Source organism: Cryobacterium breve (assembly GCF_004402375.1).
GTDB lineage: Bacteria > Actinomycetota > Actinomycetes > Actinomycetales > Microbacteriaceae > Cryobacterium > Cryobacterium breve.
This window is the reverse complement of the sequence record NZ_SOGJ01000003.1, coordinates 25,333-51,061: the sequence shown is the minus strand read 5'-3', so window position 1 is coordinate 51,061 and position 25,729 is coordinate 25,333. Positions and strand designations below refer to the sequence as shown.

The 25,729-nt window shown below is 63.0% G+C and carries 25 protein-coding genes and 1 pseudogene; 21 read left to right on the top strand and 5 right to left on the bottom strand.

Annotated features, from left to right (window positions below; all coding sequences use genetic code 11):
• The first annotated feature begins 91 nt into the window (after positions 1-91).
• Positions 92-214, top strand: coding sequence for a hypothetical protein (locus tag E3O65_RS17360; protein WP_277870422.1), 123 nt, complete (start codon positions 92-94; stop codon positions 212-214).
• Here the strand turns inward: E3O65_RS17360 and E3O65_RS17030 are convergent.
• Positions 211-429: a hypothetical protein gene (locus E3O65_RS17030; RefSeq protein ID WP_241985716.1), complete on the bottom strand. Its 219-nt coding sequence runs from the start codon at positions 427-429 to the stop codon at positions 211-213. The genes E3O65_RS17360 and E3O65_RS17030 overlap by 4 nt on opposite strands.
• On the opposite strand from E3O65_RS17030, the gene E3O65_RS00340 reads away from it, so the two are divergent.
• The 10 genes from E3O65_RS00340 to E3O65_RS00290 all read left to right on the top strand — a co-directional run bounded on the left by E3O65_RS00340 (position 428) and on the right by E3O65_RS00290 (position 7,839).
• Complete coding sequence (locus E3O65_RS00340) at positions 428-790, top strand: hypothetical protein (protein ID WP_134361768.1); 363 nt, start codon at positions 428-430, stop codon at positions 788-790. The genes E3O65_RS17030 and E3O65_RS00340 overlap by 2 nt on opposite strands.
• A gap of 414 nt (positions 791-1,204) precedes the next feature.
• Positions 1,205-1,438 carry a helix-turn-helix domain-containing protein gene (locus E3O65_RS00335; RefSeq protein WP_134361767.1) on the top strand — a complete coding sequence of 78 codons (234 nt, stop codon included), beginning with the start codon at positions 1,205-1,207 and terminating at the stop codon, positions 1,436-1,438.
• Positions 1,428-1,820 (top strand): hypothetical protein, encoded by a 393-nt coding sequence (locus tag E3O65_RS00330; protein WP_134361766.1) that lies wholly within the window; start codon positions 1,428-1,430, stop codon positions 1,818-1,820. Before E3O65_RS00335 ends, E3O65_RS00330 begins: the two co-directional genes overlap by 11 nt.
• Positions 1,821-2,575: 755 nt before the next feature.
• Positions 2,576-3,292 (top strand): hypothetical protein, encoded by a 717-nt coding sequence (locus E3O65_RS00320; RefSeq protein ID WP_134361765.1) that lies wholly within the window; start codon positions 2,576-2,578, stop codon positions 3,290-3,292.
• Positions 3,293-3,313: 21 nt separating this feature from the next.
• On the top strand, positions 3,314-3,727 hold the full coding sequence (locus E3O65_RS00315; protein WP_166785602.1) for an IS30 family transposase: 414 nt from the start codon (positions 3,314-3,316) through the stop codon (positions 3,725-3,727).
• A 184-nt stretch (positions 3,728-3,911) separates the two neighbouring features.
• Positions 3,912-5,003, top strand: coding sequence for a nitroreductase family protein (locus E3O65_RS00310; protein ID WP_134361763.1), 1,092 nt, complete (start codon positions 3,912-3,914; stop codon positions 5,001-5,003).
• On the top strand, positions 5,000-5,653 hold the full coding sequence (locus E3O65_RS00305) for a TetR/AcrR family transcriptional regulator (RefSeq protein ID WP_134361762.1): 654 nt from the start codon (positions 5,000-5,002) through the stop codon (positions 5,651-5,653). The genes E3O65_RS00310 and E3O65_RS00305 overlap by 4 nt, the downstream gene beginning before the upstream one ends.
• Before the next feature lie 229 nt (positions 5,654-5,882).
• Complete coding sequence (locus tag E3O65_RS00300) at positions 5,883-6,380, top strand: hypothetical protein (RefSeq protein ID WP_198411677.1); 498 nt, start codon at positions 5,883-5,885, stop codon at positions 6,378-6,380.
• A 640-nt stretch (positions 6,381-7,020) separates the two neighbouring features.
• Positions 7,021-7,290 carry a hypothetical protein gene (locus tag E3O65_RS00295; RefSeq protein WP_134361761.1) on the top strand — a complete coding sequence of 90 codons (270 nt, stop codon included), beginning with the start codon at positions 7,021-7,023 and terminating at the stop codon, positions 7,288-7,290.
• A 12-nt stretch (positions 7,291-7,302) separates the two neighbouring features.
• On the top strand, positions 7,303-7,839 hold the full coding sequence (locus E3O65_RS00290; protein ID WP_134361760.1) for an LPD29 domain-containing protein: 537 nt from the start codon (positions 7,303-7,305) through the stop codon (positions 7,837-7,839).
• Between the two features lie 178 nt (positions 7,840-8,017).
• Here E3O65_RS00290 and E3O65_RS00285 read toward each other — a convergent pair whose 3' ends face one another.
• Both E3O65_RS00285 and E3O65_RS00280 read right to left on the bottom strand, forming a co-directional pair.
• Entirely contained in the window at positions 8,018-9,727 is a 1,710-nt protein-coding gene (locus E3O65_RS00285) for a hypothetical protein (RefSeq protein WP_134361759.1), read from the bottom strand.
• 618 nt (positions 9,728-10,345) lie between these two features.
• Positions 10,346-10,672, bottom strand: coding sequence for a hypothetical protein (locus E3O65_RS00280; protein WP_134361758.1), 327 nt, complete (start codon positions 10,670-10,672; stop codon positions 10,346-10,348).
• A 299-nt stretch (positions 10,673-10,971) separates the two neighbouring features.
• On the opposite strand from E3O65_RS00280, the gene mobF reads away from it, so the two are divergent.
• The 8 genes and pseudogenes from mobF to E3O65_RS00240 all read left to right on the top strand — a co-directional run bounded on the left by mobF (position 10,972) and on the right by E3O65_RS00240 (position 21,116).
• Positions 10,972-14,784, top strand: coding sequence for a MobF family relaxase (mobF, locus tag E3O65_RS00275; RefSeq protein WP_134361757.1), 3,813 nt, complete (start codon positions 10,972-10,974; stop codon positions 14,782-14,784).
• A gap of 1,107 nt (positions 14,785-15,891) precedes the next feature.
• Positions 15,892-16,266 (top strand): hypothetical protein, encoded by a 375-nt coding sequence (locus tag E3O65_RS00270; protein WP_134361756.1) that lies wholly within the window; start codon positions 15,892-15,894, stop codon positions 16,264-16,266.
• A gap of 66 nt (positions 16,267-16,332) precedes the next feature.
• Positions 16,333-17,448, top strand: a complete 1,116-nt coding sequence (locus E3O65_RS00265; RefSeq protein WP_166785601.1) for a peptidoglycan-binding domain-containing protein — start codon at positions 16,333-16,335, stop codon at positions 17,446-17,448.
• Positions 17,439-18,077, top strand: a complete 639-nt coding sequence (locus E3O65_RS17510) for an ABC transporter ATP-binding protein (RefSeq protein ID WP_166785600.1) — start codon at positions 17,439-17,441, stop codon at positions 18,075-18,077. The genes E3O65_RS00265 and E3O65_RS17510 overlap by 10 nt, the downstream gene beginning before the upstream one ends.
• Positions 18,058-19,101, top strand: coding sequence for a hypothetical protein (locus tag E3O65_RS00255; RefSeq protein ID WP_134361754.1), 1,044 nt, complete (start codon positions 18,058-18,060; stop codon positions 19,099-19,101). The genes E3O65_RS17510 and E3O65_RS00255 overlap by 20 nt, the downstream gene beginning before the upstream one ends.
• Positions 19,102-19,338: 237 nt before the next feature.
• Positions 19,339-19,602: pseudogene (locus tag E3O65_RS17665) on the top strand (ATP-binding protein); the annotation flags it as partial.
• 643 nt (positions 19,603-20,245) lie between these two features.
• The gene (locus E3O65_RS00245) at positions 20,246-20,638 is read left to right on the top strand and encodes a hypothetical protein (protein ID WP_134361753.1); all 393 of its coding nucleotides are present in this window, start codon (positions 20,246-20,248) and stop codon (positions 20,636-20,638) included.
• A 10-nt stretch (positions 20,639-20,648) separates the two neighbouring features.
• A complete protein-coding gene (locus E3O65_RS00240) occupies positions 20,649-21,116 on the top strand; it encodes an SRPBCC family protein (protein ID WP_174722246.1) in 468 nt (155 codons plus the stop codon).
• Positions 21,117-21,377: 261 nt separating this feature from the next.
• Here E3O65_RS00240 and E3O65_RS00235 read toward each other — a convergent pair whose 3' ends face one another.
• Complete coding sequence (locus tag E3O65_RS00235; protein WP_166785599.1) at positions 21,378-22,562, bottom strand: ATP-binding protein; 1,185 nt, start codon at positions 22,560-22,562, stop codon at positions 21,378-21,380.
• A 327-nt stretch (positions 22,563-22,889) separates the two neighbouring features.
• Positions 22,890-23,945 (bottom strand): type IV toxin-antitoxin system AbiEi family antitoxin domain-containing protein, encoded by a 1,056-nt coding sequence (locus tag E3O65_RS00230; protein WP_134361750.1) that lies wholly within the window; start codon positions 23,943-23,945, stop codon positions 22,890-22,892.
• Between the two features lie 304 nt (positions 23,946-24,249).
• Here E3O65_RS00230 and E3O65_RS00225 point away from each other — a divergent pair, with 304 nt between their 5' ends.
• Together E3O65_RS00225 and E3O65_RS00220 are read left to right on the top strand one after the other, a co-directional pair.
• Positions 24,250-25,218, top strand: coding sequence for an NAD(P)H-binding protein (locus E3O65_RS00225; RefSeq protein ID WP_134361749.1), 969 nt, complete (start codon positions 24,250-24,252; stop codon positions 25,216-25,218).
• The gene (locus E3O65_RS00220) at positions 25,215-25,688 is read left to right on the top strand and encodes a DUF1990 family protein (RefSeq protein ID WP_134361748.1); all 474 of its coding nucleotides are present in this window, start codon (positions 25,215-25,217) and stop codon (positions 25,686-25,688) included. Before E3O65_RS00225 ends, E3O65_RS00220 begins: the two co-directional genes overlap by 4 nt.
• The last annotated feature ends 41 nt before the right edge of the window (positions 25,689-25,729 follow it).

The window sequence follows — 25,729 nt, the reverse complement described above, 5'->3', positions numbered from 1 at the left end:
CCGCCCGCGGCCAGCTCGACTGGACCAGTGTCATTATCGTAATAGTCCCCGCCCTGAGCACTATCGTCACGACGGCGATAGTCGCCCAGCCGTGGTCGCCGAGCGCACCGCCGTACAGCTCGCCGGGATTGCTGACCTCCGCGCCCAGCTCGCCCACTGGGAAGCCATCCAAGCCAACCAGGTCACCATCACCGACGCCACACGCAGCAACTAAGGAGACCAGACCATGACTGAATACACCAGCACCAGGGACACCGCTAAGTTGGTTCGCACCGCGTTGAAGAACGCATTTTCCGGCGTGAAGTTCAGCGTTCGGATGAGCACTGGCACCAGGGCAGCATGGATGCGCGTTTCTTGGAGCGCCGGACCCACAAAACTCGAAATGCGCGCGATCACCAACCAGTAGGAGGGCCGCAGCTTCAACGGCATGACGGACGGCTACCACGGCAACGGGTCAGCGCTCGTCGCGTTCGACGGCGAAGACATGCCCCGCGTCGTGCACTACTGCTGCGACGGAATCAACACCAGCCGCGACCACGCCACCGCCGGTTACCGCGTCGCACAGCACCTCATCAGCAACGACAGCGACCGAAAGGACTCGGTTCTGTTCACTCCCGAGGGCGACACCATCACCGGTACGACGTTGCTCCAGAACCTCTACGTCGCCGGACACTTCCACGACTACATCTATGACCCTACACAGCTAGCTCAGGCACTTCTCCGCCGTGTGAACCTCTGCACCGTCACCGCACCCACCCGATGGCCAAATCAATCCCTCAAATGCGTCTAGTGGCCTTGACCTGTTTAGTCAAGGTCACGTGACTAGAGTCATGAACAAACGCGCGGTACTTATAAAGAACAGGGATGCGGCGGGAGCCCGCGGCCTTGATTATTAAAAGGCCGAGCTGATCAACCACACCGGCATCGTGGTCGGAGAAACGCGGAGCACTATCGGGCGACATTCCGAAGTTGCGGATGGAACCGCCCGCGCGTTTTACAAGCAGTTCGAGCAGGAACTAGGAAAGGGGTGGTGGCGGTGACGTACACAGCACAGGCACACAAGGAAGGCCGCTGGTGGGTCGTGTAAAACGACCAGGTACCCGGCGCGATCTCGCAGGTAACCAGGATCGACCAAGCGGCCGAGGCGCAGCGGGAAGCTATCGCATTCGTTTCAAATATTTCGGCGGAGTTGATAGAGGTCCTGGTGCGCGTCTCGATCAGGCTTGAGATTCACCGAGAGGTGCAGGAGGCTAGCGCATTGCGCGAGGAAGCGCAGGAGCGCGAGCAACGCGCATCCGAACTGCGTCGCGCCGTCGCGCGCCGCCTAGAGGCGGACGGCTACACGATCCGCGATATAGGCGTAGTGCTTGGCGTCTCATATCAGCGCGTGCACCAGCTCACCCACAAGACTAACGACCAGGAGATCCATGTCAGATAACGAAGAAGGCCGACAGAACGAGATTGCGGATGAGCTGGCGAAGGTCGCCCGGTTGCTTTCGCATTCGACTCGGTCCGTTCCGCGCCCCTCAGATTCTTACGAGCTGCTGGCCTCGCTCCGCTCGGCCCAAGACTCGCTAGCCCTGGTCTACGCGCAGTTAGCAGCCTGGCACCAGGCAGCGGTGGGCGAAATGCACTACAGCGGCAGGGATGCCCTCAGCATCCCCGGCGTTCCCGCTACGGCCACCGGTGCGCGCGAGCAGGTGACGCTTCTTCTTAAAATTGCGGCGGCGTCCGCCGCAGAAGCGGCAGACCTGGTCAGCAAAGCGCATAGCGCCAACGGCGCGGTGCGCTGGTTCGATGAAGTGAAAGAGACGGCTTAAGCTCAGCGCGCGCGTGGGTGAAGTAAGAGCCACAGTGCCGGAACAGTTCTGGTCTCACGTTTTTTAAACGGCCCGCCGCTGATGACTGCTGGATATGGACGGGTGCTATTACCGATGAGGGGTCCGGCCGCTTCTGGACGAAGGCCGGCGACGGCCAGAAGGTCTGTCGGCCGCAACGGTTCGCGTACCAGCTCGCGACCGGAACGGCGCTGCCGTCGTCGGTTCTGCTGCTGCACTCGTGCGACGTGCTTATCTGTGTGTGCGCTGTACTCGACGCGGCAGAGTCGCACCTATCCGAGGGCGGTCACAAAACAAACATGCTGGACCGGGCGCAGAAAAACCGTCACGCTAACCGGTGGTCAGCATGGCGGTTCAATGGACTTGCCCGAGAAAAACGCGCGCAACGCTCCCGCGATCTTCGAGCCGTGATTCTCACCCACGGATGGGACCCCGAGCGGATGAGCGCCGCTTTCGCTGGAGTAGAAGAAACACACCCGCGCCTGTTCTTACCGCACCCCAACGTCACGGGCAGCCCAACTGCCCGTTCTCGAAGCTGTCGCATCCGACTAAGACGCCGCCACCACGAATCCCCGAACCGGATCGACTAAACGAGGCACGTTCTTTCGCCTAAGTTCGGTCTCATCCGGCCCACTTCCTACGATCACTGCGCTCACCAGGTTGGCGGGGCGCGGTTCTGGAACGGCGCCTCGTCCCCGCAACCTCAACAGCGCAGATACCAGACGAGGCGAATGCCAATGAACACCGCCGGCGCGTCAGCGTCGCTTGGCAAGTACCAATCCGGACTCGAGGCCGGCGCATCCGATTGGCCTCGAGTCCGTCTCCGGCTCGGCTGGCTTACAGCTGCTCTCGCATTCAGAAAATCCGCCGTGCGCCGCACGATTATTCAATCGGACGCAGTTTCTCACCGTCAGGACGCCTTGCAGATTACTCCGATGAGACGACTCACAACCTATGGGCGGCTTCAAGGGTCGGAGCAACACCGCCTGAGTGAGGTGTTGTTTATGGCGTCGAAAGTGGTCATAAAGGAGCATGAGAACCTGTTCTGGGATCGGGTCCTCGAAGGCATGTCGGCGGCGACCGCATGTGAATCTATGGAAGTGAATCGCAAACAGGTATACCGGTGGATCAAGGCCGCCGGCGGGCGAATACCCGTTCCGGCCGGTGCGTCGTCGGGGCGCTACTTTGGCCAGGAGGAGCATCTGCGCATCGCGGGTCCAAGGTTGGGATGCGCCGGCGTGCGGGCGATCGAATGGGATCTGGGGCGCTCCGCGTCGACGATCGGCCGGGAGTTGCGTCGTAACTCCCACCCGACAACGCGCAGCTACCGGCCCTATGCCGCGCAGAAACACTGCGTGATCAGAGTGGGCCGGCCCAAGCCGAGCAAGCTCGACGACCGGCTCCTTGCTGCGGTCGTGGAGGAGCGGTTGCGGAAGAACTGGAGTCCGCAGTAGATCAGTGACGACCTCGCGGTCGTGTTCGCCGGCCAGGCCGAGCTGCAGGTCTCGCACGAGTCGATCTATCAAAGCCTCTACGTTCACGGGCGCGGTTACGTCGGAGTTCACCTGCTCCGGCACCTGTGGTGGGGTCGATCAGCACGGAAACTGCGGTGCACGCAGCTGAACGCGGCAGGTCACATCCGCGACAGGGTGATGTTGAGCGAACGGCCGAAAGAGGCCAACGACAGACTGGTCGCCGGCCATTGGGAGGGTGATCTGATCGTCGGTTCCGCGTCGGGCTCGGCAATCGCGACTTTGGTTGAACGCACGACCCGGTTCGTCGTCTTGGTGCATCTGCCCAACGGCCACAGCTCCGCTGAAGTCCACGATGGACTCACCGACGCCTTGGACGCTCTGCCCGTACTGCTGCCCTTTACGGCTATGGTTTGACATTAATTAGAGCAAAAACTCTAATTAGGGTATGACGCCGGAAGAGAAAGCTGAAACGGCCCTACACGGTGATAGTGCGCACACGGATGCGCAGGAGAAGACGGGGCGGGCGTCGACCAGGCGTTCGTTTCTGAAGGTCGCGGGAATCGGGGCGGGATCCCTTCTATTGGTCGGTGCCGCTGGGGTGACGTGGCGTGCAGTGGAGGGCGGCGTGCTCGCGAGCAGCACGGGGGAGGCCTTCGCGGCGTGGGGGGAGGCTGGCCCCGAGACGCACGACGCCCTCGGTTTGGTGCGGGCGGCGGTGCTTGCGGCGAACGCGCACAATGCGCAGCCGTGGCAGTTTCGGGTGTTGGACAACCGGATCGACGTGTTTGCGGATACGTCCAGGAACCTGGGTGCGATGGACCCGCTGTTTCGCGAGATGGATGTCTCGCTCGGGTGCGCCATCAAGAACATCGTCGTCGCGGCCCCCGCGAACGGGAAGGCGGCCACCGTCACGCCGCTGCCGGACTCTACAGACCCCACGCATGTCGCCCGGATCGACCTCCACGCGGTGGAAGCCTCCGTTTCACCTCTGTTCGCTGCCATCACGTCCAGACATACCGACCGCAACGGCTACGACCCGGCCCGGCGCGTGGGCGCCGCGGAGCTAGCCCGCCTCAGTGGCCTCGCCGACACGATGGACACCGAACTGGTCTGGTTCTCGACCCCGGCGGAGAAGGAGGCGTTCGGTGCCCTGACCATCCGCGCAACAGAGGTAATCATCGCGGATCCGCAGCAGGTGGCGGATGATGCCGCCTGGTACCGCACCGATTGGCGCGAGATCCAGGCGCACAAGGATGGCATCACGATCGACCCGTCCGGGCAGTCCGAATTCATCCGGGCGATTTCGAAAATTATGCCCGTTTCGACCGCCCAGAACAACGCGGGCTGGCTTGCGGGCACTCGGGACAGCCAGGTCCCGACGGCGTCGGCCTTTGGCGCGATCGTCGTGCGGGATCCGGCCGACACCGGTCAGCGCCTCGACGCAGGGCGGCTCTGGCAGCGCCTGCATCTGGCCCTGACAGTCGACGGGGTCAGCGCCCAGCCGCTCTGCCAGATTCCGGAACGAATCGACCGGGAGCAAGCTGCGGGCCTGACCCCGGACTTCGCCCCCGCCTTTGCGGCCCTGCTGCCCACTGATCGCCACGCGATCATGACCTTCCGGATCGGGTATCCGACCGGGAAGGCGCTGCCAAGTCCACGTCGCCCCGCACGGGAGGTGGTGCTCTCGTGAGCCGGGTCCCCACAACAGTAACGGCGAGGGAAACCGTGGCCGGCATCCTCCAAACAGCGCTCAACCTCTTCAACGAACGCGGCCCGGCCGCCGTCACCACAAACGTGATCGCGGCTGCGGCCGGCATCAGCCCCGGCAACCTGTATTACTGGTTCGGCGGCAAAGATGAGATCGTCCGCGAGCTGCACGCCCAGCTCGTCGCGGCTTACGAGGCCCTCTGGGGTGTGCCCGAAACCGGCGCGGCTAGCGGCCCCGAGCAAGTGCTCGACCGCCTCGGCGCGGGTACCGCGCTGACGCGGCAGTATGCCTTTCTGGCCCGCGACCTCTTTGGCTTGCTGCACGCAGACCCTGTGCTCGCGGAACAGTACCGGCTCGTGCGTGCGCGTCGACTTGTCCTGTTCACCGACCTCGCGCGTGGCTGGCGTGATCACGGCGACATCCGCCCTCTTAGCGATCCCGAGCTCGACGACCTCGTGCGGGCACTCTGGATTCTCGCCGAATCCTGGTTCGCCTTTGACGAACTTGACGCCGATGCCTCTGGCGGTGGCCGTGACCCGGACTCCTCGGGCGGAACGCGCTACCTCCGCGCCGTCCTCCTGCCCTATCTCAGTGTTTGTCAGGCATCGGCCGGGCCAGGGCCGAGTGAGTAGGCGGCAGGGGCGGCTTCCCCATGCTGCAGTATTTCGGCGAGCATACGCAATGGCTTCGACCACACTGCGGCAGCCGCCTTTCAGTACGCTCGTCACCGCGAGACTCTCGCGACCATCCGTATAAGTGCGGAGTGAGTGCGGACCCCTCCGCGGGAATCCGGAATTCTCGCAGGGCCGCAGAAACACGGCGGACCCGGATCGTCGGGTCACAGCCGCATAGGCTGACGGTGTGACGATCGAGCGGCGAGCAAAGTTGCGGCGCACGTATGTGAATCTCGGCATGGGTGAGCTGGCCGCGGCGGCAACCTTCGCCACCGTTGCCGCGGCTGTCGCAGTGCCTCGTCTCGAGGACCGTCAGGACTCCGCTGCTCTGTGGGTGGCCCTTGTCCCGCTGCTCGTCGTCCTCGTGCAGGCTGGCGCGTACTGGTTGTTGGCATGCACCTGGGTTCAGAAGGCACCCATGCCCAGGGGCCTCGTCGGCGCCTACCGCGTGTTCCGGATTGCGGACTCCTTCTTGCTGTTCGCCGGCCTCGTCGGCGTCATTGTGTGGTGGCCGGATCACCTCGGTCTCGCGCTGGCAACCTTGGGAGTATGGGTTTTCGGCGCTATTGAGTACGTCAACTACTTCGTAGTTCGACTGTCCTACCCGGTGCGTCGCTGGACCCGGATGGTGGGACAGTGGCGCATTCCTCAGATCATCAAAGACCTGAACTCAACGACACAGTAACGAGCTGCGGGCACATTGCCTGACGTCCATTAACACAACATTGTGCACGCCTTGAGCAGATTCGACGCCTTCGCTGCGGCCCGGAACCCCAACGGACTCCGTGCGATGCAGGAGCTTCGGGGGTCATCTTCGACGTGCGGGGACTTCGAGCACGAGCACTCGAATCCAAATGGTGACCATCGTTGCCAGGAGTTGACCTGCGGGGTGCGTCGGATGCGATGAAACAGGGGACCTCGACGCCGCTATCCAAAGCGTGCAATTAGTAGACACGAGAGCGTCCCTCGGCATCATGCGGTCGTCCAAGTTCACGGGTTTTAGGGGGAGCGTTGAGCAGGTCCCGTGGGTGTGTCGCAACGCTGACCGCTCCGCCGGCACCGCGCTCGAGACAGCGGACGACACAGGGTCTTAGTGCCGACTGTGTAGGTCGGCGCGCGTGAACTTTGTTGCTTTTCGTCTGGGGGATTGTTCACTGCGTGCTGCCGGCGTCAAGCCATCGTCACAGTTTCAGCAAAAACTTCTTCCCCCGCTGCGCTCCTCCATAACTTTTGGCCTGCAACAGCTCCTTGGGGCTTGACCCCGACAGCACTCCATGAGGGCGGAAAAGCCGCCGAAAGGCAAAAAAACATTTGGAGGAGAGAAAATGCTTGAACAAACACAGACCCCCGCACACACGATCGCTCCCGCTGACGTTGAGTGGAAGATCCGTCACCTCACTAGCTCGATCCGCAGGCGCGAACGCACCCTGAACTGGGACGGATACGCCACGCCCCACACTCCCGAGCACCCCGCGGTCGCGGTCGCGGCCGCGCGCACCGCCGGCCAGCTCGCCCGGATCGCCGAGCTCCGGACCCGGCTTGCCCTGTGGGAAGCGATCCAGGCCGAGCAGGCCACCACCGCACTGAGCAACTAGAGAGATACGAACATGACGGATTACATCAGCACCAAGTACACCGCCAAGTTGGTTCGGGTGGCGTTGAAGAACGCGTTTCCCGGCGGGAAGTTCAGCGTCCGGATGAGCACGGGCACCGCGTCCGCGTGGATGAACGTGTCGTGGAGCGATGGACCCACCGACCGCGAGGTGAGCGCAGTGACCAGCCAGTACGAGGGCCGCAAGTTCAACGGCATGACCGACGGGTACGACGACCAAGGGTCCGCGCTCGTCGCGTTCGACGGCGAGGACATGCCCCGGGTCGTGCGGTACTCCTGCGACGGGATCAACACCCACCGCGACTACTCGGCCGCCGGATATCGGGTCGCGCAGCACCTCATCAGCACCGACAGCGACCACGAAGACCTCGTCGTGTTCACCCCCGAGGGCGAACCCCTCAACGATGCCGCCGTGCCCCACGGGATCTACGTCGCCGGGCACTTCCACGATTACATCTACAGCCCCGTGCACATCGCCCAAGTCATCTTGCACCGCGTCAACCTCTGCACGACAACCGTGGCCACCCGATAGACCAGGAGAACCAGCCCGGGCAGCCGTGCAGGACGGGCCGAAACCGCGAATGCGGGCGTCCGCTGGACCCCGTGTGGGTGAGCGCGTCACCTATAGCTGGCACGGTGGCCCGTGCGGGGTGCAGTGACGCTCGAGGGCGGGCGGGCGGGCGGGCGGCCGGTCGCGCTGCGCTGCGTCGCTACGCTCGCGACTCCCGCCGGCGAAGGAAGGGCCCGCCGAGGACGACGGCCAAGCCGAGAAGCAGCAGGCCCAGGCCGATGGCCGGCGTCGCCCCCGTCTGCGCTCCCGTGACCGCCAGGGTGCCGCGCTGCACATCCATGACCGCCGGGGTGCCGCGCTGGACTTCCACGTCGGCGACGATCGTCACTCCCAGATCCGCGAAGTTGAGGATGAGGTGATGACTGCCATCGGGGACCGCTGACAGGTCGAAGCTGCCGGTCACTTGACCATTCGCCCACTGCACGGTACCGACGTCTACCGGCTCGGAGCGCATGGTGCCGATGATGCGCGATTCGGAGTACGCCATCATGGCCAGAAAAGTGTTCAGGGCCCTGACAGCTACCTGCTGCCTGGCTATCAACCAATGCAGGCGGTCCATTTCCAGTGACTGGTAGTTCTCCGCGCTGTAGAGGAGCCCCGTGAGTTTGGTGCTCAACATCGGAGCTACTGCGATCGCGGTCGTCGCGGATGCGTCCAGGAAAGGGTCGCTCGCCACGCCCGCCTCGCGAACTGACGTCGAGGCTTCCACGAAGCTGGGGGTGTTCGGGCCGTCAGAATAAGTACCCACGGCGTCAAGGGCAACTTTGATCCGGGACATCAGCGCATTGCCGGCTTTGATGTCCTCGACCTTGGCCATGACCTGGTCATCCAGCATTTGCACCTTGTTGGTCAGCGTCGCCCTTTGGAGCGCTTCTTCCGTATCGAATGCGACGAGAGGAACGTTCTTTACAGCGACGCCGGCCATGTTGCTGATTATGGAGCCGATCAAGGTTTGCACCTTCTGCTGGATCGAGTCCTGCACCCCGAATGCCAGACCGAGTACCTGGCCTTGCTCGTTGGTGATCGGGACTGTGTTGCCACTCCTAGTCTGCGCGGTCGCGGAGAGCAGGTCCTCGAGTTGAGCCTCGGACATCGCATTGAGGCCCTCGCTTAGTCCGGTCGCGCCGGGGAGCACGATGGCGCCGGGCGCCTGGACGGGGGCCGGGGCGGGCGTTTCCGTGGGCGTTGCGGTGGGAGTCGGCTTCGGAGTCGCGAGCGGTAAGACGGAGAACTGGCGCGACACGTCGAGGGTTGTTGCGCCGTCGAGGTCAGTCGGCAGCTCGAATGCCGCGTTGACCGCATCCTGCCCATCGACGAGCACGTAGGCCGGTGGCGGTGTGAAGCTCAGCCGATACTGTTCGGCATCGATGGTGGGAACGGCGGGGGTGTTGAAGGAGCCGTCGGCTGCAAGTGGGATCGTCTGCAGAATCGAGTCTCCGCGGGAGAGCACAGCGGCACCGCCGGTCAGATCCGGAAGCAGGGTGACGCCATCCGTCGCGGTGATGTGGCCGGTGAGGTACCGGTAGGGGTGCTGAACATTCATGGCCACCACACTCGTGGTCTTGGCGATGAACTCCGTCCTTAGCCACCACAGCGCATCGCCGCCGGGCCACTCCGCGGCGGCGGAATACTGCGACGAGGCGGTTGTATCGACGTCAAAGGTGACGCGGCCGTCGAGGCCCGTCGTGCTTGCGCCCACGTCGGCGCCACTCGTCTCATTTCGCAGCGTGACGACCGCCCCCACCAGTGGAGCCGGGGCGTCCTGGTCGGCGATCGTGACTTCGATCGTCACACTGTTCGTCGTCGGCTCGACCGCGGTCGCGCCGAGCGGTACTGCGGTCAGAGTCATGCCGACTATCGCGACAACTGCTCCACTCAACCGGGTCCATCTGGCCAACGGAGAGGGCAACAACTTCGTCATACGGATTCGTTTCTCTGCGCAATGCCCGTGAGCTCGTGAAGCCGCCGACGTCGGCGCGCCCGCAAGTCTATCGATCGGCCGTCGAACACCACAACCACTTGCTTGATGCTGCCGCACCGACACCAATGTGAGACAACTCCCCCGAGTCGCCGGCGGTGCATTCGGTGACACGAGGTGGGCGGTGCCGACCTCGTCGCGGTGCCTTGGCGGTTCCGCCGAAGAACCATGATCGGGGTCTTTGTCGACGCTCGTTGAAAAGTAGTCCGTTGAAATTCGCCTAGAACTCGCCGAGCGTTACTGGTCTACTTTTCGAGGAGCGCTGACGGCCACCAAACGCGGTCCTGAACGGAGGACGGCTCCGGCAGGATCGGCGCCGTCCCGGAACCTGGCGACGATGAGGCATCGGGCGAACTCTGCGCGCACACCCGCTGGACGGACCGCTCAGCATCCTCCGGTGAGGCTCCGGCGGGACCGACAGGACCTATCCACTCCGTCGAAGAGAACCAAACCAGACAGGTTAGCGGCCGCTTCGAGAGTTCAATGGCTTCAGAGGGTAGGGGTCTTCTTGACGTCGCGCAGCGCCAGCCCGAGGCGGCCGGCGACTTCTGCCTTGGGGGTTCCGAGCTCGAGCATGGAGGCGATGACAGCCGCCGCCGATGCGCGGGTGGCCGCGCTCTGCTGCGCTGCGCGTTCACGGATGGCTGCGATCTCGGCCTGTGCTGTCGCGTCGATCTCGTCGAGGGAGTCAGTGGCGACGAAGTAGTCGGTGGCGAGCTGCTCGAGCTTGTCTTCCTTCGCTCGGAACTCTGCGGCCTTATCGCGTGCGCGAGAGCGGGCGGCAGTCTGCTTCGCAGACTTACGTACATCGGCCATGAGTGTACCCCTTTCGTGGGTGAAGAACCATTATGCGTGAGTCCCACGCGCATGCTCGTCCGCCAAAACCAACGCTGGGGAGGATGCGCGCTTGTGCAGGGAGGAGCGCGTCCAGTGGCGAGCTGTGTACTGCCTGGTTCGGTCATATCGATAGCTCCTACCTGCAGTCGCCCGTCGATCTCAGCCTCAACTTTCAACCATCTCAATCTTCGATCGTGACCACCCTGCATCCTCATTCTTCGTACAAGTATTTGTCATACGTCTGGCATTAGTAATAGACGAGGTAAAGTGAGCGGGTGATGACTATGCATATCCTCTCTGCGGGAGACGGGTATGTGTACTACACCAACGAGGTCGCGACCGGTGATGCGAAGCGTGAGAGCGGCCGTGAGCTGGGCGATTACTACACCGAGGACGGCAACCCTCAAGGTGTCTGGGTCGGCGGGGGACTGGCCGCACTCGGCGTGTCCGGGGTCGTCACGGAGGAGCAAATGAAGGCCCTCTACGGTGAGGGTCTGCACCCCGGCGCCGAACGAATCATTGCTGACGCGCAAGCGCAGGGCAAGACCGTGGGGGAGGCCACGAAGGCCGCCAAGCTCGGCCGCTCCTACTACGGGTACAGCACCGACGGCACGGACCTGTCCGCGAAGATCGCCGCCGGCTACACCGACTTCACCAAGTTGAACGGGCGCGAGCCGAACGTCGCCGACCGGCGTGCGATCCGCGCCCGTGAGGGTGACTTGGCGTTCCGCGACGCGAAGGGCCGGCCGCCGGCGGACAAGGAAGAGCTGGGCCGGTTCATCACCGCGGCGACGCGTCCGACGCAGCAGGCGGTCGCCGGTTTCGACCTGGTGTTCTCACCCGCGAAGAGCGTGTCCGTGCTCTGGGGCCTCGGCGACGAGGACACCCGGAAGACGATCGAGGATGCCCAGGCGGTCGCGATCCTGGACACCGTGTCGTACCTGGAGCGGGAAGCGATCGCGACCCGTGCGGGCACGAACGGGGTCGCACAGATCGACGTCGAGGGTGGCCTGGTCGCGACGCGGTTCCGTCACTACGACTCCCGCAATGGTGACCCGCAGTTGCACGATCACCTGGTCGTGGCGAACAAGGTCGAGGGTGTCGATGGGAAGTGGCGCACGATCGATTCCAAGCTCCTCCACCGCCAGGGCGTGGCCGCGTCCGAGTTCTACAACCAACGCGTCATGGACGAAGTCACCACCCGACTGGGCCTGGCCACGGAGCTGCGGGAAGTGACCCCGGGCAAGCGTCCCGTGGTCGAGATCGCCGGGATCGACGAGCGCCTCACCGGGGTGTTCTCGACCCGGTCCGCGGACATCAAGAAGGTCGTCGGGCAGCTCGAGAAGGACTACCGGGCCACCCACGGGCGCAGCCCGGACGCGGTCGCCCGGATCAAGCTCGCGCAGCAGGCCACCCTCGAGACTCGCCCCGCGAAAGCCCACGCCCGCTCCCTCGCCGGCCTCCGCGCCGAGTGGGCTGCGAAGGCCGCCGAACGCGTCGGCGCCGCCACCGTCACCAACCTCCTGAAAGACGCCCGCGCCTCAGCACCTGCCCTGGGTAGCAGGCCGGGGGAGCCGCGGGTGGTCGATGTGGACCGGGCTGCACGTGAGGTCGTGGCGACGGTGTCGGAGCATCACGCGGTCTGGGGTCCGCACATGATCGAGGCCGAAGCCCGCCGCTGGGTACAGAAAGAAACCAGCCTCGGCCCCGTCCCCGCAGGCACCGTCGAGCAGATCACCCGGCGTGCACTGGAGACCGACTCGATCGCCGTGACCCCGCCCGCCCCGCACGGTTCCTTCGAACCGTTGACCCGCCGGGACGGGTCGAGCATCTACGAGCACAAGGGCCGCATGCTCTTCACCTCCACCGGCCTCCTCGCCGCCGAAGACACGTTATTGGCCGCCGGCCGCACACGCACGATCGCGCCCATCACGGTGGCCGAGTTTGACCGCACGGCCGCCCGTCACACCGGACCGTTGGATGCCGGGCAGCGGGCCCTGGCGCGCGAGTTCACAACCTCCGGCACACTCCTCGTCGTCGCGACCGGCCCCGCCGGCGCCGGGAAGACCACAGCCCTCGCGTTGGCCGCCCGCGCCACCGAGCAAGCCGGCGGCCGCCTGATCGGGTTGGCCCCATCTGCGACGGCGGCCGCCGTGTTCCGTGACGCAGTCGAGGTCCCGGCGGCCACGATCCACTCCTTCGTCCGCGCCTACGACACCCACGGGGACGCCACCCCCGACAGTCGCCACCCGGACGAGTTGAAGCTGCGGGCGGGGGACATCATCGTCGTCGACGAGGCCGGCATGGCCGGCACCCTCAACCTCGCCAAGGTCACCAGCATTGCCGAGCGGCACGGGGCGCACGTGCGCCTGATCGGTGACGACCGGCAGCTCGCCGCCGTCGAGTCCGGCGGGGCGCTGCGCCTGCTGGAGCGCGAAGTCGGGTCCGTCAAGCTGGAGGAGATCCACCGGTTCACGTCCCCGGCCGAAGCCGAAGCAACCCGGCAGCTTCGCGACCCGGCCACGGTGGGGGACCCGTTCCGCTGGTACGTGGATAACAACCGGGTCACCGGTGGCAGCATCGACCGGATGACCGACCACGTCTTCGCCGCCTGGCAGCACGACGACGAGGCTGGCAAGAACGCCATCATGCTCGCCCAACAAAACGTCACCGTCACCGACCTCAACACCCGGGCCCAGGCCTACCGGATGGGCTCCGGCCTCGTCTCCGGGAAGAAGTCCTCGCAGCTACGCGACGGGCTCGCCGCGTACCAGGGCGACCGGATCGTGACCCGGCTGAACGACGCCACTCTCCGCACCGGCCGCGGCACTGACCGGGTCAAGAACGGTGACGTGTGGACGGTGGGGAATGTGCAAGCCGACGGGGCGTTGACTGTCACCCATGCCGGGCACGGCGGCCGCATCACCCTCCCGGCCGAGTACGTGCAGAACAATGTCGAGCTCGGCTACGCGTCGACCATTCACCGGGCCCAGGGGATGACCGCGGACACCGCCCACGTCCTCGCCGACTCCTCCACCTCCCGTGAACTCGTCTACGTCGGGCTGACGCGTGGCAAGGAAGCCAACCACCTCTACGTCGAGACCGAAGACGCCCAGCCCATGAGCGACGTCCTGTCCACCATCGCCGGCCACAGCGACGGGATGCTCTCCGCCACCGAAACCATCCGCGCCGAACAAGCCCGAGTCGATGACCTGGTCACCCTCATCGACCAATACGGCGACGTCGCCGAACGCGCCAACACCGTCCGCTTCACCCAACTCGTAGGCCACACCCTCGACGAGAAGGACGCCCGAAACCTCACCAGCTCCGAGAGCTGGGGAGCCGTCACCGCTGCCCTCACCCGCGCCGAAACCCAGGGCCTTGACCCGGCCAGTGTGCTGCGGGAATCGTGGAACGAACGAGAACGCGGCACCGCCGACGACGTCGGCGCCGTCCTCTCCCACCGGATGGAACGACGCATCGAAACAGCCCCAGCCGACCAGGCGCCGGTGGCAGCGACCGAGCGTCCGGCGGTGCCGGCGTGGATTGCCGATCGCCGGGTGCTGGACTCCGCAGGCACCGACCCCGCATGGCGAGACCACCTGTCGGAGCGGTACGAGTACCTGGCTGTGCGCCTCGAGGAACGCGGCACGGCGATCGCCGTCGAGAAGCCCGCCTGGGCGCAGCAACTCGGCGACGTCCCGGCCGATGGCACCCGCCGGCAGGAATGGGTGACGCTGGCCGCCGAAGTCGACGTGTTCCGCGACCGGTACAAGGTCGACCCGGCACAAACGCAGGCCATCCCTGAGGCGTACCGTGAGCGCAGCGTTGGTGCGGAGCTCGCGTCCCGCGTGACGGCTCTGGAGAAGGCGCAGACTCAGCCCACCGGGCCGAACGCTCCAGAGGCGGGCCGAGAGAAGCCGGTCACCGCGCTCGACGCGATGCGCGCCGCGAACCGGGCCACGGCCGACCGGCAGCGTGAGGCACAGCGCGCCGCCGGCCTCACCATCAAGGCCCGGCAGGGCATGCGTGGCGACCAGACGACACATACCGATGCCCAGCTCACCCGCGATGACGGCCGCGAACGGTAGAAGATCTGACGCCTCAATGCCACGACCGGTCCTTGAGCACTCGTGCGAGCGCTCGGCTTTCAGACCGACTTGTAGTCCGTGCGGGTGGTCTTCAAGACAGCCAGGCCTTGCGTTGGGTCGGCAAGGCGGGCTGCCACGCTAGCCACAGAGTGTGTGCTCGTCGACGTACTTCAAAACTTTTGTAACCGCAGACGGGTTGTTCCAGCGCGTGTTGGGTGCGTCAGCGTGCGCGCAGTCGATTGAGGCGTGACTCGCTTCGTGCGAGATCTGGCCCTTCCAGTTCCGACCTCGTCGCTTTCCGGGCCAGTCGTTCGAATGATAGATAGTGACGGACCCCGTCGTAACGCTCTCGGGTGGGTAATGAGGGAGTTCTGGTCAAAGCTCATTGAGGAATTCAAGGATCGTGCGGGATGGCATTCGCATCGGCTGGCTTGCTCGGCCCGGCGGCCGCGCGGTTATGAAAGCCTCCAAGGGTGTCCCCTCTGACGCACATTCGGACCGGACTACAAACCCCCGTGATTGGGGGTGGCACGCGTCTGTGTCCTCTGAGAGGCTCAGACCACGCTTGGGGGAGCCCAACCGTTTCAATGATGATTGGGTGGGAAAAATGAAGAATGCAAAATATCTCGGCGCTGCAACTGGAGCGTTGGCAGCAGGCCTCATCGCAATGTCGATGTTGGCCGCAGGCCCCGCCTTCGCGGGGTCCACTACCCAAGCCTGTCGGAGTGATCAGAACGTGAGCGGGACGAGCTACAGTTCAGGAGCGTATTCATCCAAGCCGTCGTCTACCATCTGTGGCAGCGTGGGGGTGCGAGCAGTTTACAAACTCTACACTGGCTCTCCGACGTACTACGCAGCCTGGACCTACGGCACCTACGGCGCCAACAGCACCCCGGGCAACATCATCCTCGGAGGCAATCACACGGTCACAAGCCCGAGTTCGGGGTACGCAGGCAACTTCCCATTCAATAGCTGATTTCAATGAAATACAGGTTGCTATGTGCAGCTTCGATATTGACGCTGCTGACGGGTTGCTCTGCTTCTACGAGCGACCCGTCAGCGGGGCCGTCAGCGGAGCCGACAGCCCAGAGGGCGCAAGCGTCAGCAGTGCAAGAAGCTGCCCTGGCCGATGGAGTAGTCACTCACGACGACTATGAATCTGGATATAGGCGCTATGTGGGCTGCCTGTCGGCCGCCGGCTACGCCATCATCGACAGCGGTGTGCAATATGACGTTCACTCGTTCGGAGTTCCAGCAGAAGCTGTTGTGTCTGGCGACGACGATCGCTGTTACACCTCGGAGTTCAAGAATCTCGATATTGAGTGGCAGATTAGTCACGAAGATTCGTCCAAGACTGCGAAACTAATTGCGGACTGTCTGTCAGCGAGTGGCATCGCCCCGCTGACAACAATGGACGAGATGAATCGACAACTAAATGAGAACGATATGACATTCGACCAATGCGCACAGACGACGCCATAGATGCCGGATGCAGTTAGGGCCAACTGGATACGGGATGCCCGATACCTGGCGCCAGCTTTGTTGTGCATGGCGATTCCGATTCTGGTCTTCGTGCTGTTGATTCCCGTGGCCCAGCGGAGTGAACGAGCGGCGGTCACTGCGACGCTACCGACGGTAATTCAGGTTGGTTCACGCGAGGCAGATTTCCGGCAATCCGTCGTGCTCGACTTCACTCTGAGCGAGGCTGGAACGGTCAAGTCCAATACTTCAGGCCGCCTGACTGCCTTGTCTGTGAATCCTACGGAGGCTATCTCCAGCGGGACCCGACTTTTTGACGTTGACGGGTCGCCGGTTTTCGCGATGCCGCAGACTCCTCCGTTGTATCGGGATCTAGAACCTCGGATGTCTGGCACTGATGTGGCCGCCATGCAGCGTTTTTTGGTTTCGGGAGGCTTTCTAGAAGACTCCACGGAAAATGTCAACGGGAAGTTTGGCGTCGATACGGAGGACGCCGTGTGCGCATTCCAAAAAGCCAATTTCCTTGCGTGCAGCGAGGTCTTTTCTTTCGCACGGGTCGCATATGTGCCCGCAAACGTGACAGCCGTTGGAACTATTCTTCCAACATTGGGAGACGTTCTCGTCGAAGGCGACGCTGTAATAGAAGGCACTCCGCTCCCAATCTCGGCGAAGTTCACACCTGCTGCGGAGAACGGTGACCTCATTGCTTTCGCAGACCAACCGATACTCGTCTCTGCGAGCGACAGCAGTGAAATCGTGGTGTCAACCTTAACGTCTCTTGACGCGACTGCGGTGTTGGAGCTTTACAAATTTGCGCTTGCTTCAGCCGCCCTGGGTACCGTCTCGGCAGCAAGCGAGGCACCGGGGTCTGACGCGACTGGCTCTGATCTCAAAGCCAGCTACGCGGGATTGATGCTCCGCAAGCAGAAGTCGACCGTTGTAGCCGCGGTACCCGGAAACAGCATCCTGATGGGGGCCAACGGTGAGAGTTGTGTTGTCGCCGTGACCAAAATCGATTCGACTACCTCCCCGGACGGCCTTGAGTATAGGGCTGTACCTCTCGCGAGCGTTGCGCCCGCTGCTGGTGAATTAGGTCAGGTGTTCACCGATGTCGGCATCGTAGGGTTGTCAATCCTCCGAGATCCGTCGACAGCATCACCCAGCGTGCAGTCCAAGTGTTCATAGATGTAGAGAACGCTTCAAAGTCTTTCGGACCGCTCATAGTCCTCAAAGACTTCTCCTGCACCATAGCGAGCGGGCGGGTAACTGCTCTGGTCGGCCCATCCGGCAGTGGAAAGTCAACACTTCTCGCGGCGATGGCAGGCTTCCAGCGACTTGACTCAGGGACCATACGATATCGGCATCCGAATGGAACGACTGACTTGCCCAATGCGCAACGAATCGCTTGGGTGCCCCAAGGGGCGAATTCCCTCGGAGCACGTAGCGCGCTGGACAACGTGCTATTGAGTGCGCTCGCGTCCGGAAGAGACCTCACTTCGGCACGAGAAATAGCGCACGCTCAGCTCCAGAAGGTTGGCTTGGGGGATAAAGCACACGTCCTAGCGAGGCATTTGTCCGGAGGCGAATTGCAGAGAGTGGGTTTTGCTCGCGCGCTTGCTGCGGAGAAGCCGATTATTTTCGCCGACGAGCCAACCTCCAGCTTGGACGCAGCAAACACGTTTCAGATAGCCGAGCTATTGCTGTCATTAAGAGAAATTGCGTCGATTGTAGTGGCAACCCATGATCCAATCCTGGTCGAAGCTGCTCAGGATGTTGTCCAAGTAAGGAGGGAGCATGGCGCCGTTTCAGCGTGATGGATGGAAGAAGCAATATCTGTGGCGAGAAGCGAACCGCAACGTGTTCTCGCGAGATTCTCGACTACTTCTCGTTCTTGGCTTTGCGTTATTGGCGGGCATAGGCGTATCCCTCGTCGCGGCGTTTCAATGGAACGCCTTCTCTCAACTGCTTGTCGATAGTGAAGCCAAGGGGCGCAACATCGTCATCTATCAGGGCGCGGACATCGCAGTACCAACGAAAATAGATCGGTCCAGCTGTGAGGCGATCTCATCGGAGCCCGGCGTGAGGCGCGCTGGAGGAATAAGCCTGATTGGCTCGGCGAAATTCACTCAACTCGGTCCAGCCGTTCAAGTGTTCAGTGTGAGTTCGTCCCTCCTCCCGGAGCTTGGGCGCGTGGATGCGGTTGTCGGCTCGGAGCTCGGTTATACCGGAGTAGATAGACGTTTTCTCATGCCAGATGGATCCACGCAATCAGTCAGCCAGGGCCACAAAGAACCGTCAGGAATCGATCTCGGAAATGCGATGTCCGTGCCATTCCTGCCGACTCAATCCAGCGTTGATCGTTGCATAGTCGTACTCGACTGGTTCTCGGAAGTAGCCGAATCTGTTCCTCGCCTGTCCAGTGGCTTGGTCGCTACAGGAGGCACCTTGACTAGCAAGGTGAGCTTCACCGACAGCGTCGACCCCGTCGAAACCTTCCTGTCGAGACTCGATCGATTCCTCCCGATCACGCTGGGTATTCTTTGCGGAGTAATGGGTCTGGTCGTCAATCGATTCCGTTCAAGCGACATCGCAAGCTATCGGTTCTCAGGGACCACCGTCAGGTCGATGTTTCTCCTCCTCTTTTACGAACAATCGCTACTTGCTGGATGCTTCACTGCTTCGAGCGCCCTCACGCTGCTGTTTGTGACCAACTACTTCGTCGACCCCTCCTCGCAGGTCCTGTGGACATTTGAGGGCGGCCTTGCCTGGCTTGTAGTATCAACCGCGAATCTATGGCTTTCACGCGGCGACCCCAGCTCGCTGTCCAAAGATCGTTAACGGAACAGCCGTCTGACTGACGCTAAGACATCACCCGTGACATGGTCGCTCGCCTCGTTAGGTTCGGGGATGATGCTCAAGGATTCGAGCTTGGTGCCCCGTACCCCCGTACGCCCTGCCCCTTGCTCCGACTTGTCCCTACGTGAGTATTTGCGCTTCTGGGGGCCACCGAATATACGTGTTGGGGGCCATCGGCTTAGCTCCTTCCGTCCAGAGCTCAAATGGGCCCCGCGGCTGGCCTGCGACCAACCCGCCGGGAATACGAAGTTCTTGAACAAGTACGCCGCGTTCTCACTGTTGGTGATCGATGAGTGGCTCCCGGACGAGCCCGACGAAAGCACCGAGAGCATGCTGTTGGAATTCCTCGAGCGACGTTACGACCAGGTATCAATGGTGTTCCGCACCCAATACTCGGAACGGGATTGGCACCAGCGCCTCGGCTCCAGAGTTCATGCCGACGCCATCATGGACCGCATCGTGCACAACACCATCTGGGCCGAACCGACAGCCACAACATTTGAGAACGCACCGCCGGCCAGGTCACGGCATTGGCACCCGTGCGGTCGGGCGCACGCTGGCCCCGGCCGCGCGCGACTGCGTGGCGCCCAAAGGCAATACCGGTGGCCCCCGAAGGCAATATTCGCTGGCCCCCAAACCCGCAAATACTCATACGCACGGGGCGGACGATGCCTGGACGTTTGTGCCAAGAAATTCATCCATGTGATGCTCTGAGTCGATTTCACGCCTCGGCGTGCTCCGGCGGCGAACAGTGACGAAGAAATGATGCGACGCTTGCAGGCGGTTTTGATTGAGGTTGTATGCGGCACCCGCGGAGCGCGTCCGTTTGCTCGCTGGGCTCGGTGAACGTGTTATCGCCAGGGCCGTGCGCGCGCCGGAATAAGGTGCCGTCATAGCTCATCGACCAGCCGTCGGCCCACTCCTTGATATCGGGGGAGCTCTATGCGGCACATTCTGCAAGAGGTGCACTACCAACTTGGCGAGTAGCGCCTGATGATAGCGCTAGTCCAGCATCTAGTACTAAGTCGCCGGCTACCGCTACCATAAGCTGTCATAATAACTATTATCGGTCATATCGTCCGACAAACTACCTGTCATAACACCCGCCAAATGGTAGCCTCGGTTCATGATTAATACGGCAACCGGGGATGGTTCTCGTTTTGGTGCTGACCGCGCGGCACACGTACGCTCCGTGGGTTTGAGCGTTGCTGAGATCGCAGCGGTGTTGCAAGCGCAACTGGGTCAGGCGCTGTTGGGGGTGATCGTGGGTAAGAACGCCCGCACGCTTGCTCGCTGGGCACACGCAACGGTGCGGCCGCCGCAGGCGAGTGAAAAGCTCCTCAGAGACACATTTCAGGTGCTCGAGATCCTCTGTTTGGTTCATTCGGCTGACGTTGTTAGGGCGTGGTTTATGGGTATGAACCCGGATCTGGGTGATGCTTCGCCGGCCGAAGCGCTGTCGGAGGGACGTTCCCGAGAGGTCATGGCCGCGGCGCGGTCCTACGTAGCCGCGGCTTAGGCTGGGCAGCATGACGGTCGAACAGGTTGAGCAAGGACCGCGCCAAGTCGCGCGCACTGTCGAGGTGCCGGTGTCGGCAGACGACGTTTTCGCGTTGGTGGCTGATCCGCACCGTCACGGTGAGCTGGACGGCTCGGGCACCGTGCGCGACACGGTGTCGGGGCCGCGGAGGCTCAGCCAGGGCGCACGATTCTCGGTAGCGATGAAGCAGTTCGGCGTCCGGTATCGCATTACCAGCACGGTGACGCGCTTCGAGGACGGTCAGATTGTGGAATGGCGTCACCCAGCAGGCCACCGGTGGCGCTGGGAACTCGCGCCACTCACGCCCACGTCTACACGCGTCACTGAGACGTTCGACTACAGCACCGTCCCAGCTGTGCAGGGCAAGGTCTTCGAGTTGCTCGGCGTTCCTCAGAAGAACGCCGCCGGCATCGAAGCCACCCTGCGTCAACTCGCGTCGCGCTACGCCCGCGCTTGACGTGACGGTGCTCACGTCCTGACCGCGTTTGCTCAACCAGATCACGATCAAGAACCGCACTCTTGAGAGGGGCTGTGGGGCGAGCAGCTTGTGAGTCTTGTGAGTCTTGTGAGTCTTGTGAGTCTTGTGAGTTTGGCGGCTCCTACATTCCTGTCGCAGGGGTCTGCGCGCCACGCGCCCGATGCGCGCCACACTCGTCCCACGGCATGTCGCCGATCACGAAGCGTGAGCAGGTGCTGGCGTCGGCGCGGATGGCTCGGGCTACTCCCCTTGTCTGCTGATGAAGTCAGCCATGCCGGGCACGGTGAATGCGACGAAACCGCGTTCTGGCGTGTAGATGTGACCGCTCCGGATCAAGTCTCGGCGATTGACGGAGAGGTCCGTCGTGCGCTTCTTCCGCAACCGGGTCACGAGTTCGGCCATTGATGAGGGGGCATCGTCGTCGATGGCCATTGCGGACATGAAGGCCCGCTGAGTCGGTGTAGCCCGCTCCCACCTCGATTGATACAGGCCTTGTTCCACTTCACTTCGCGCTGACTCGATCCCGATTTGGGCGTCCTGCAGAGAAATTGTGTCCGTGGCCCTGACGGCCCAGACATGACTGCCACAGGCTTGAATGAAGTATGGGTATCCCCCCGTAGCTGTCACCGCTGCGTCCAGGGCGTCAGGCTCCCACTCGACTCCGTTGGCACGTGCCGGGGCAGTGAGGGCGTCAGATGTCGCGGCGGTGTCGAGCAAACCGATCTGACGATAGTCGTAGAGGCGCTCCGCGTAGCTGGTCGCGTCAGCGAGCACGGCAGGCAGGGACGGCAACCCCGCGCCGACGAAGACGACTGGGACGGGGAAGACGTCTTGACCGAGGTTATGCAGGGCGACGTTGAGAGCGGCGAGATCCTCGGATGAGGCTTCTTGGAGTTCATCGACGGCCAGCACGATAACCGTGTTGGCCTCACGCGCTGCAAGCCCGATGGTCTCCAATAGCTCCTGGAGATCGACGGCGAGATCGCCGCTATCGGCCACGCCGCGTTCCGGTTCAATGTCGACAGTAAAGGAGTAGGTCCCGGACGGGTCTACACGCACTTGGAATGAACGAAGCACTCGGGCGGCCTTGGACCAGAGCGCTTTGGCACGGTCAGAGCTTGAGAGGACTCGTCGAAGTGCGAGGTGGAGCTCCTTGGCCAGCGCGACAGCCAGAGGCTTGCTGCTCGAGGCCTCGACTTTGATGAAGATCAACTTCAGCTCAGCCGCGTCTCGTCCGAGCTGATTGAGCAGCACTGTCTTACCCACGCCACGGAGACCGGACAGGATCCAGGGTCGCTCCCCCTCCCCCGTTTCCCGTGCCTGGTAGAGCCGGTTGCGGAATTCGCTGAGCAGATCGGAACGGCCGGCAAGAACCGGTGGCACTCGCCCCGCGCCGGGCTTGAAAGGGTTCGTCGCAAGATCCATAACTAAAACAATATAGCCCCGAGTAAACGAATCGCTTACTCGATCATAGAAGCCCTTATAAAGTCCCGTGATATCGCTTGGCTTCACGAATGCCCGGCCTGCCAGCGGCTGCCTACCTCTTATTGCCTGGCCGAACTGCGGAGTACGAAAAAGCCCCGGCATGTATCGCCTGGGGCAGACGAGTATGAGTACCGGGGCTAATCGTTGGAGTGGGGGGACTCCGATTCGTAACGGTACTCGCGTATCGCCTATCGATGATTCCGCCGCGCCGCTCGGGCCTTCTCCCTGATCGCGGAAAGCACCGCGCGGCCATCTGGGTACGGGTCGCTAGCGATCATTGTTCTTCCCCTTGGCTGCTGGACTTTCTGTGGCGCCGACTGTCGGAGCCGACGAGTTCCCGGTTTGGGCCGAGAAGGCGATCGCAGGAGTGGTGATGTTCGGCAGCGATTCCGATAACTGCGCTGCGATGGATTTCGTGATCTGATCCAGTTGTTCACGCTGGCGCTGAAGTAATGGGGCGAGCACGGTATCCGTGATTTCGGACACGAGGCGACTCTGCTCCACGAGTACCGGTGCGATCATCCGCTCGATGTGTTCGCCCAGCTCGATGCTCCCCGCCAGCTGGGACTGTAGGCCGACGACGATGGTTCTGAGCTGTTCCCGCACTGCCTGGCTGACGATTCCCTCGAGGGCGGCGCCGATAGCAGGCCGTCGCACGAGCGCACGCGCCGCGGCGACATCATCGATCCCCGCGCTCCGGCGGAGCTGTTCCAGCAGAGCTGGGCCATCGCCTCGAGGGTGGCCGTATCGTGCGGCGAACGGTGTCAGCAGAAGGCCGAGGTGTCCGAGGTCGACCGCTCGTTCTCCCCGGGTCGCGTCGGCCAGCACGTCGCCGACCAGGGACAGGTCGCCGATCTCGTCGACCAGGTCGGCGACCGTTCGTTCGATGCTCGTCACCGGGAGGCCCCCGACAACCACAACGTCGCGGGAATCCAGCTGGCGCCGGCTGTAGACAATGTCGGTTCGTTGCGTTTGGCGCCGTTCGCTGGTGATCAGGCGATACGGGACTGGATTGATATCGCCGCACTCATGAACAGCTGCCGCGGCCGCCCCGCCCACCACAACTCGCGGGGTACTCACCCGCTCCCACGCCAGCACCATGGGTTCGGTCGACATCCAGGCGGCGCGCAGATCATCCAGAGCAGCGACCGGCACTCCCCCGAGCCGGTACACGCCGTGGGCGAGACGCTCGAGTCGCCCATCTCGTTCCCGATGCGAGAGATTGGCGCGACTCACAGCCCGCGCCCGCGCCTGAGCCGTGGTGAATAGACCCCACTGGCCGGCAGCCAGTTCCTCAAGAATCGGCTCAACAACAACGCTCATACTTGGAAAGTATAACCAGAGTACGCTTTTCAAGCAATTGTGTTCTCAAAAAGCGGAGCTGAAGGCGAATCCCGTGCGGGCGGGGTCTACGCGATACGGCCGCCCCAAGGTGGAGTCGGGTGATGGCTGTCGATTTCCGTCCTCGGCTGCACAAATTCCGCACTCGCATGCACTGCTCATCCACGCCAACACGGGCTTGGCTCTGTGCCCATGAGGGTCCGGCTTTTGGGACGGTTTCGGGCATTGTGCGAGTGGGACGGACCAGGTTGTAACGAGGAGCTGCGGGGTACGCCATAGTCGGACTATGAGAGTAGCCATTACTGGTGGAACTGGATTCGTCGGCATCCACCTCGCGGAACGATTCCCGGCGTCCGACGTGTCGATAGTGTCTCGCCGCTCTGGCACGCCCGTCGATGATGTGGATGCGCTGACACGGGCGTTTGAGGGCTGCGAAGTGGTGGCGCACTGCGCAGGCATCAACCGTGAAATAGGTGAGCAGACCTTCAACCGTGTCCACGTGCAAGGTACGGCCGCGGTGATCGAAGCGGCACGACGCGCGGGCGTCCGCAAGATCGTGATGCTCAGCTTCTTGCGCGCCCGCCCAGGATCCGGTTCGCCGTACCACGAGTCAAAATGGGCGGCCGAGGAGATGATTCGCTCTTCAGGCTTGGCCTACACGATTCTGAAAGCGGGAATGATCTACGGCCTCGGCGACCACCTCGTCGATCACCTCAGCCGCACAATCCAGACGATCCCGATCTTCGCCTCTGTTGGACTTCGGGAGAAGTCGATCAGCCCCGTCCCGGTTGGTGAGCTTGTTGACGTTTTGGTCGCCGCGCTCGACACGCGCCTGACAGATCAAACCGTCGCCGTCCGCGGCGGCGAGACCCTGCTGCTGAGCGAAGCCGCTCGTCGAGTTGCCCGAGTTCTCAACCGCCGCCTGGTCATCGTCCGATTGCCGGTCGCGTTCCACTATGTCCTCGCGCAGTTCACAGAATGGACGATGACGGTGCCGCTTCTGGCGAAAGCCCAAGCGAGAATGCTGGCCGAAGGCGTCACGGACGCTGCTCTGCCGGCTGCGGAGCTACCGGACGATCTCCGTCCACATCTCGCCTTCAACGACGCACAAATCCGCGACGCGTTGCCCGATTCAGACGGCTTCAGCTGGAGCGATCTGCGAATCAGTGGCTCGCGTTCGCGACGTCGCGGACAATTGCACGAGCGAGGATCCGGTCAAGAGCCCGCTGGACGCAGTGAAGGACGTGACGCATGACCAGCCCTGAGCTTCGCGACTGGCCCTCGAGCGACCGGGTATACCGGCGCTCCGAGGTATCGGCGGTCGTGGGACGTGGTGACGCTGTCTGGGAGCGCGTCACCCGGGATGTACTCTGCTGGCGGGTGAAAACGGCGAGCGGGTTTGCGGTCGACTCGACCGGCCCGGTTTCGCAGGGCGACCGCGTCGTCGTCACCGCACGTCTACTCAAGGTGATCGTCGTTGAGCCAGTGGAGGTCGTGGCCGTCGTCAAGGAGCTCGACCGGGTCGGCTTCGCTTACCGGACCATGCCCGGGCACCCGGTCAGTGGCGAAGAGGCGTTCATCGTGCACCGACGGGGCGACGAGGTGCGTCTAACCGTGCGCTCACTCACGCGCCGTGCGCCACAGCAGCCCTGGCGTGCTCTCTACCCGCTGCTGCTCATTGCCCAACGAATCGCGCGTAGACGCTACCTGCGCTCACTTCGCTAGGCTGCAGGTCCTCCGACACCGGCGATGGTGACGGTTTTCGA

Bases quoted from the DNA above. Each gene is read 5' to 3' on its own strand.
- E3O65_RS00285 (WP_134361759.1), bottom strand. From the start codon at position 9,727: ATGACTCTGACCGCAGTACCGCTCGGCGCGACCGCGGTCGAGCCGACG.
- E3O65_RS00330 (WP_134361766.1), top strand. From the start codon at position 1,428: ATGTCAGATAACGAAGAAGGCCGACAGAACGAGATTGCGGATGAGCTG.
- E3O65_RS00320 (WP_134361765.1), top strand. From the start codon at position 2,576: ATGAACACCGCCGGCGCGTCAGCGTCGCTTGGCAAGTACCAATCCGGA.
- E3O65_RS00280 (WP_134361758.1), bottom strand. From the start codon at position 10,672: ATGGCCGATGTACGTAAGTCTGCGAAGCAGACTGCCGCCCGCTCTCGC.
- E3O65_RS00265 (WP_166785601.1), top strand. From the start codon at position 16,333: ATGGCGATTCCGATTCTGGTCTTCGTGCTGTTGATTCCCGTGGCCCAG.
- E3O65_RS00240 (WP_174722246.1), top strand. From the start codon at position 20,649: ATGACGGTCGAACAGGTTGAGCAAGGACCGCGCCAAGTCGCGCGCACT.
- E3O65_RS00255 (WP_134361754.1), top strand. From the start codon at position 18,058: ATGGCGCCGTTTCAGCGTGATGGATGGAAGAAGCAATATCTGTGGCGA.
- E3O65_RS17030 (WP_241985716.1), bottom strand. From the start codon at position 429: ATGCCGTTGAAGCTGCGGCCCTCCTACTGGTTGGTGATCGCGCGCATT.
- E3O65_RS00245 (WP_134361753.1), top strand. From the start codon at position 20,246: ATGATTAATACGGCAACCGGGGATGGTTCTCGTTTTGGTGCTGACCGC.
- E3O65_RS00220 (WP_134361748.1), top strand. From the start codon at position 25,215: ATGACCAGCCCTGAGCTTCGCGACTGGCCCTCGAGCGACCGGGTATAC.
- E3O65_RS00340 (WP_134361768.1), top strand. From the start codon at position 428: ATGACGGACGGCTACCACGGCAACGGGTCAGCGCTCGTCGCGTTCGAC.
- E3O65_RS00230 (WP_134361750.1), bottom strand. From the start codon at position 23,945: ATGAGCGTTGTTGTTGAGCCGATTCTTGAGGAACTGGCTGCCGGCCAG.
- E3O65_RS00290 (WP_134361760.1), top strand. From the start codon at position 7,303: ATGACGGATTACATCAGCACCAAGTACACCGCCAAGTTGGTTCGGGTG.
- E3O65_RS00295 (WP_134361761.1), top strand. From the start codon at position 7,021: ATGCTTGAACAAACACAGACCCCCGCACACACGATCGCTCCCGCTGAC.
- E3O65_RS00225 (WP_134361749.1), top strand. From the start codon at position 24,250: ATGAGAGTAGCCATTACTGGTGGAACTGGATTCGTCGGCATCCACCTC.
- mobF (WP_134361757.1), top strand. From the start codon at position 10,972: ATGACTATGCATATCCTCTCTGCGGGAGACGGGTATGTGTACTACACC.
- E3O65_RS00235 (WP_166785599.1), bottom strand. From the start codon at position 22,562: ATGGATCTTGCGACGAACCCTTTCAAGCCCGGCGCGGGGCGAGTGCCA.